The sequence below is a fragment of the Pseudomonas sp. genome (assembly GCF_037994325.1).
In the GTDB taxonomy this organism is placed as follows: Bacteria; Pseudomonadota; Gammaproteobacteria; order Pseudomonadales; family Pseudomonadaceae; genus Aquipseudomonas.
In genome coordinates this window covers 1-4,951 of sequence record NZ_JBBNAH010000457.1, presented here as the reverse complement: position 1 = coordinate 4,951, position 4,951 = coordinate 1, and the positions used below count along the sequence as shown (strand labels likewise).

The 4,951-nt window shown below is 57.3% G+C and carries 6 protein-coding genes; 4 read left to right on the top strand and 2 right to left on the bottom strand.

Annotated features, from left to right (window positions below; translation table 11 throughout):
* The 3 genes from AAAB16_RS15330 to AAAB16_RS15320 form a co-directional block, all read left to right on the top strand.
* Positions 1–615: bile acid:sodium symporter family protein (locus AAAB16_RS15330; RefSeq protein ID WP_340664098.1), on the top strand; the 615-nt coding region annotated here is incomplete at its 5' end.
* Positions 603–1,553: an SDR family oxidoreductase gene (locus AAAB16_RS15325; protein WP_340664097.1), complete on the top strand. Its 951-nt coding sequence runs from the start codon at positions 603–605 to the stop codon at positions 1,551–1,553. The genes AAAB16_RS15330 and AAAB16_RS15325, both read left to right, overlap by 13 nt.
* A 641-nt stretch (positions 1,554–2,194) precedes the next feature.
* On the top strand, positions 2,195–2,464 hold the full coding sequence (locus tag AAAB16_RS15320) for a DUF3077 domain-containing protein (protein WP_340664096.1): 270 nt from the start codon (positions 2,195–2,197) through the stop codon (positions 2,462–2,464).
* A gap of 94 nt (positions 2,465–2,558) precedes the next feature.
* Here the strand turns inward: AAAB16_RS15320 and AAAB16_RS15315 are convergent, their stop codons facing one another.
* Positions 2,559–2,798: a hypothetical protein gene (locus AAAB16_RS15315; protein WP_340664095.1), complete on the bottom strand. Its 240-nt coding sequence runs from the start codon at positions 2,796–2,798 to the stop codon at positions 2,559–2,561.
* Positions 2,799–2,965: 167 nt separating this feature from the next.
* Between AAAB16_RS15315 and AAAB16_RS15310 the strand changes: the two genes are divergently transcribed.
* Complete coding sequence (locus AAAB16_RS15310) at positions 2,966–3,430, top strand: hypothetical protein (RefSeq protein ID WP_340664094.1); 465 nt, start codon at positions 2,966–2,968, stop codon at positions 3,428–3,430.
* A 394-nt stretch (positions 3,431–3,824) separates the two neighbouring features.
* Here the strand turns inward: AAAB16_RS15310 and AAAB16_RS15305 are convergent.
* Positions 3,825–4,951 (bottom strand): RHS repeat-associated core domain-containing protein (locus AAAB16_RS15305; RefSeq protein WP_340664093.1); only part of this gene is annotated, 1,127 nt, incomplete at its 5' end.

Genomic DNA, 4,951 nt, shown 5'->3' with positions numbered 1-4,951 from the left:
CTCTCCAGCCTGCTCGCCCTGGTGCTGCTGCCGCTTAACTTTGCCCTCACCAGTTCTGCCAACCCCGAAGCCAGCGCCTACCTGGCCGAACGCCTGAGCACCCTGCACGTCGACCACGTCAGCATTTTGCTCAGCCTGCTCTGGCTACTCGGCCTGCCGCTGGCGCTGGGCATGCTGGTCGGCAACCTATGGCCGCCATTCGCCGAGCGCATCATGCCGTGGTTCAAACGCTTCGCCCTGCTGGCCTTTGCCTTCTTTGTGCTTGGCGCCATGGCCAACAACTGGAAGCTGTTTACCGCCTCCTTGGGCCTGGTGTTCATCATCGTCGTGCTGCACAACGCCAGCGCCATTGGTATCGGCTGGCTGATGGCCAAACTGGCCCGGCAACGCGGCGCCAACCTGCGCGCCATGGTGATCGAAATTTCCATGCACAACTCCGGGCTGGCCCTGGGGCTGATCTTTTCCCAATTCGGCGGCGAGCCCAACATGGCCTTGGTCGCCGCGCTATGGGGCACCTGGCACTTGGTCAGCGGCCTGCTGCTGGTGCTGTTCTGGCGCAACCGCCCGTTGGCTGCGGCCGGCGCAAACGAGGAGCCGCACGCATGCGCGTCCTGATCACCGGCACCGCCGGCTTTATTGGCCAGCAACTGCTTAACGAACTGGCCAGCCAGCAACCTAAGTGGACGCTGATCGCCGCCGACATCCGCCCGCAAACCGTGCAAGGCCTGAAAGCCAACGTCGAGCCCGTGCTGCTCGACATCAGCCAACACAACCAAGTGCTCGACTGCGTCGCCGCTTGGAAGCCCGACGCCATTGTTCACCTGGCCTCGGTCGTGACCCCGCCCCGCGGCATGAGCGACGCCCAACTGCACGCCATTGACGTTGGCGGTACGCGCTCCATCGTTGAAGCGGCGCTGGCTAACCAGGTGCAACAACTGATCGTCACCAGCTCTGGCGCCGCCTACGGCTACTACCCGGAAAACGCCGAATGGATCGACGAAAACGACCCCCTGCGCGGCCACGACCACTTCGCCTACGCCAAACACAAACGTGAAGTGGAAGTGCTGCTGGCCAGCACCCGCCTTCACCACCCACAGCTCAAGCAACTGGTACTGCGCCCCGGCACCATCCTCGGCGAGCGGGTGAACAACCAGATCACCGATATGTTCAAAAAGCGCAGCGTGCTCGGCATCAAAGGCAGCGACAGCCGCTTCGTATTTATCTGGGACCAAGACGTGGTCGCCATCATCCGCCAAGGCCTGGAAAGCGGTGCCCACGGCATCTACAACCTGGCCGGCGACGGCGCCCTGAGCCTGCAAGAAATCGCCGCCATCCTCGGCAAACCCTACCGCCCGCTGCCCGCCGGCTTGATCAGCGGCGCACTGCGCCTGCTTAAACCACTCGGCCTCAGCCAATACGGCCCCGAACAACTCGACTTCCTGCGCTACCGCCCCGTGCTCAACAACCGTCGCCTCAAAGAAGAGTTCGGCTACCAACCGCGCTACACCAGCCGCGAAGCGTTTATGGCATTTTTGCAAGCGCGAAAGGGCTAAATGAACGTCGTAGGGCTGCCCCGTAGGGTGTGCTGTGCGCACCGAGCGATTGACGCCGATACGCCATGGTGCGCACAGCACACCCTACGGTCGTTTCGATAGCGATTTGTGAGCAGTAGTAGGTTGGGTCGGTCCGCGTGCGGTGAGCGTAGCGAAGCCCAACATCTGGCGCCGCGCACGTTTCTGGGACCGATACGCGCCGCTAGATGTTGGGCTTCACCTGCGGTTCAACCCAACCTACAGATCTCCCGTCTACCTGCTCGCCCATACCACCCACGGGGGTTATGTAATGGATGTCGCCACCCTACGCTCGTTTCGATAGCGATTTGTACGCCGTTGCCTTCGCCTCTGCCCGCCGCAGCCGACAGAAACACCCCACCGCCCGGCCTACAGTTCGCCATCGCTGAATGTTCAGCGATCCGGTTTGATCGCCGGAAAGGGAAAGGCAAGCAGGCGCCAGCGTCTGCTATAAAAAGTGGGCGTTTTTTATGTCTGCTGTTTTATGGCGGTTGTGCGCGGGACACCTTCGGGTGTGCCGGTCTTTTGCTTGCCTTTACCTCCGGTCGATCAACCCGCGTGCAACTGCCACCTTTTTGCATGGTTACAAGGTGGCAGTCTTTTAACCGACTGGAGTGACACCTATGAATGGAACAACTGCCGTAACCACCCGCCAACACTTCTGCAAACCCGACAGCGCCGCGCTGTTATCCGTCAACCCTGGCGTACCCATCGAAGACGCCCTCGAACTGGCCGCCAACCTTATGCTCTACGTCGAACGCCTCACCGCCGCCGACGCCTTTATCGACAAAAGCCACGAAGCGGCCGTCGTCCAACACCTCAGCGAACTGGCCAAGGCACTGGTAAAAGCCTGCCAGAACGGTGCGAGTGAAGCAGGCCACGCGGCGTTATAAGCAGCTCGCCTTGCGTGCAGAGAAGGGGCGCGTTTCCCCTTCTTTAAAGCTGCACCGCACCGTAGGGTGTGTTGTGCCCACCCATACACCGCCCTCAACGCCGCTCCCCCACCCGCCGCATCACACACACTTCCTCCACTCCAGCCACCGTCGGCTTCACCCACACAATGTCTTTGGCCCGATTAGCCGGGTCGAGCAACAAATAGGTGTGCCCGCCCTCAAACAACACCGTGGCGTGCTGATACACAAAGGCCAGAATGCCCCTGGCGCGCGCCTCATCCGACGCATGCGGGTCAAACGGTGCGGCGAGAATGCCCGCCTGCTCGCGCGCCAACGCGCTACTGTCGAAGAAAAATTAGAACAATCCTCCGCGGCCTAAGGCGAGCGGATCGCCAGTCTTAGCAAAAGCTAAAGGCGAATCGGCATTAGCCGTGGCCGTACATGTCCGCGTTGCTGCAGTACGACTATATTGATTGAACTAGCAAAACTGCCGGGGCAAACATGGACGCCAGCGAAAACGCACAAGCGGTAGATGTCAGTACCTATGTTCACATCGAACTGAAGAACACCACTAAGTTCTTTATGGAAATGTACCAAGGCGGGAAGCCACCCTCGGTTGCTACGCGACGTGCATTCCAGCTTTCAAGCGTTCTCAGCAGCGAGCGGCAAGGCGCCGTTGATATATTGCTGTCTGACACGGATGCGGGAGACGAGCTTTACGGTCTTTTTCCTTATCGCCTCACGCTGAACTTCCGCAAGACAGGTGGCGAGTACGGTCAGGTCGATCTGAGATTAGTAGTGAGGAATCTCCTGCCAGGTGACCAACTCGTTGTTCGCGGCTCCGATGGTGTTGTTCCCGCACATCTGATTATCAACATACAAAACCGCATGGGCTGGAACAAAGTGCTTGATACGAACATCGGTAATCAACCTCAGTATTTCGATCTGAACTGGAAGACGCCGTAGGTGAAAAGGGCAGCACAACAAAGGCGGGGCGGATTTATTGATCGACTCTAAATTAGAGTCGTTAAATAAATCCGTCCCCTTTTCACAGGCCTTTCAGGCCCATCCTCCACAGCAGACGGAAGAACACCTCGCCAGCGCGACGATAATATAACGACGTGAAAAACTACGTCCTATAAACACCTCCTTTAACTCGTCGCGCGAATCTGATGCGCGGCGAGTTAAAGCTGCCCTTAGCTAATGACGCCATCAACTAACCACAGACTAAATACAAATATTTATTTATTTGTATAAATCAAGTAAACAACTACCACTCCGATAAATAAAGCCAAAAAAATAACAAGCCAAGGCCTGACAGCTTTTTTATCTAAGTCCCCGCCTGAGAATCCACCAAACATTACCATTTAACTCCTGTCTCACCCTGATTGTAAGAGTTGCCAGCCCCTGCGCTTCCACCATTATTACTAGATGCACCCTTGCTAGCCCCAGCACCAACTCCGATCATTGTAGCGGTGCCATTTCCAGGTGAGTAAGCGACACCTCCACCTACATAGTAGTAAGCCTTAGTTCCATTTGCGGCATAGCCACTTAAGAAATTATTCACGTCGCCCTCTCGCACATATCCGCGATTTAGCCATCCTAGGCTGACACTGCCAGAAAGGTTCAACGCTGACGGATATGTTCGATTAAAGCCAAATCCGGCGTATGAATTACCATCTCGACTGAATGTGCCCCACGCGCTGACCAGACACATATCAACTTGAAAATTAACAAAATCCGGGCCGCGCAGGTCATTTTGGCGAGGGATATTCGCAGCGCAGTCTCCCGTTGCGCAACGACCTTCATTTGGATACCCCGTTTTACCGCTGGGATCTGACATGTAACACGGGGTGCCAGGAGAGACTGTGCCAGGAGGGCAAGGTGCAAGCCCGCTTGGGTCCGCGAAACTAATTGGGTTACCCAACACATATCCGTACGTATTCAACCCCCCCTCAAGCCCAATCGGATCGCTCTGTACATAGCGCCCTTTATCCGGATCGTAGTCCCTAAAGTAGTTGTAGTTCAGGTTGCTATACGCCTCGAATATCTGCCCCGGAAAGCGCAGCGGGATATCGACAACAACCCCATCGCCATCCGGATCGCCATTTGGGTTACCCAACCCAAACGCATCACTGTCCCAGCTCCACAGCAAGGTTTGCGCTTGGTTAGTCGCCAGGCGCGGCGTATTGAGGTGGTCGCTATGCAGGTAGTACTGGCTAGTGCTAGTGACCGCACCCGTGCCGGTGTTGTATTTGAATTCAACTTCCGCCAGCGGCATGCCATCGAGCCAGATCCAGTACAACGCGGAGGTCTTTTTGCCCAGGTTGTTGTAGCGCACTTGGCCGAGCAGTTGGCCGTCGGCGCCGTAGAGGTGGGTGATGGTGAAGTCGAGCGCGCCACTGGTGAGGTAGGTGCGTTTTAGGGTGCGTTGGCCCAGGGCGTTGTAGAGAAAGTCGGCGTACAGCGCTGTGGGGTTGAGCACTT

Excerpts from the sequence above, each read along its gene's own strand:
- AAAB16_RS15310 (WP_340664094.1), top strand. The coding sequence starts at position 2,966 with ATGGACGCCAGCGAAAACGCACAAGCGGTAGATGTCAGTACCTATGTT.
- AAAB16_RS15325 (WP_340664097.1), top strand. The coding sequence starts at position 603 with ATGCGCGTCCTGATCACCGGCACCGCCGGCTTTATTGGCCAGCAACTG.
- AAAB16_RS15320 (WP_340664096.1), top strand. The coding sequence starts at position 2,195 with ATGAATGGAACAACTGCCGTAACCACCCGCCAACACTTCTGCAAACCC.